Origin of the sequence: Anaerotignum sp. (assembly GCF_031981185.1) — a bacterium.
GTDB lineage: Bacteria > Bacillota > Clostridia > Lachnospirales > Anaerotignaceae > Chakrabartyella.
Genome location: NZ_DALYUL010000009.1, coordinates 52,124 through 53,227 on the forward strand (window position 1 = coordinate 52,124; position 1,104 = coordinate 53,227).

Consider the following 1,104-nt stretch of genomic DNA (forward strand, 5'->3'; position numbering starts at 1 on the left):
TTTCTAATTCTACCGCATCCTTAATAAGCTTTGCCGCGCTTTCAGACGTGCCACCCTGTACCTTAAATCCTCCCAAGGAAGAGGCTGTTTGTGGTGTGAGTCCAATGTGCCCCATGACATTGATGCCAGCTCCTACGATCGCTTTAATCTGTGGGAGCATCTCAACACCGCCCTCCAGTTTCACGCAGTCACAATTTGTCTCCTTGATGAGGCGAACAGCGTTGGCAACTGCAATTTCTGGTGTAATATAGGACCCAAAAGGCATATCTCCAATAATCCATGTATTGGGAGCACCCTTTACCACTGGGCGAATGTGATGCACCATATCATCCATTGTTACAGATTCTGTCCCCTTATAACCCAACATAATCATACCTAAGGAATCTCCTACTAGGATAATGTTGCAATCGCTTTCATCAACGATAGTCGCTGTTGTATAGTCATAAGCGGTTACAAAGCTAAATTTCTTTCCCTCCTTTTTAAATTTCTTGAAATCTCCCACCGTCATTTTTACTTTTGCCATGGTCTTACCCCTCCTTTTATAGTTTTAGTACCTAATAAAACATCAGAGAATTTTTCGATTGGCATGAAAAAAACCAAGACTATCACCAATTGTGCTTTTTTTTACACTGCCAAGAGTTATTTACTTATTAAATGTATTCACATAATAAATTATCGTTTTCCTAACTCTTTAGACAGTACTGACGCCGTATTCTTTACAAGACTTACATAATACTCCCTGTTTTCCTCTTCGTTGTATCTAAGCTTCGGCATGGATATGCTGAGGGCAGCAAGAGGGTTATTCCTGAAATCAAAAATTGGTGCAGCAAAAGAAATAAGTCCATCAACAAATTCTTCTCCGTCTTTGGCGTAACCATTTTTTCTGACAAGCTTTAACTGGTCAATGAGGGCTTCCCTACTGGGAAGCGTCTTTTCCGTACGCATTTGAAAGCTTGTGTTATTCATAATTTCATTTTGAGTTTCTTCTGGAAGAAAAGCAAGAATCGCCTTCCCCATTCCAGTACAATACATAGGAAGGGCTGTTCCAGTTTTAATGCCAACCTTTATAGCAGAATTGCTCTCAATCTTGTCAACATAAACGAT

The 1,104-nt window shown here is 40.2% G+C and carries 2 protein-coding genes; both read right to left on the reverse strand.

Annotated elements, in window-relative coordinates:
- Positions 1-523, reverse strand: a 523-nt coding sequence (locus RTK36_RS06830) for a 3-methyl-2-oxobutanoate hydroxymethyltransferase (RefSeq protein WP_334308123.1), incomplete at its 3' end; no start/stop codon positions are given.
- A 149-nt stretch (positions 524-672) separates the two neighbouring features.
- A partial coding sequence (locus tag RTK36_RS06835) for an IclR family transcriptional regulator (protein ID WP_312045552.1) occupies positions 673-1,104 on the reverse strand: 432 nt, incomplete at its 5' end.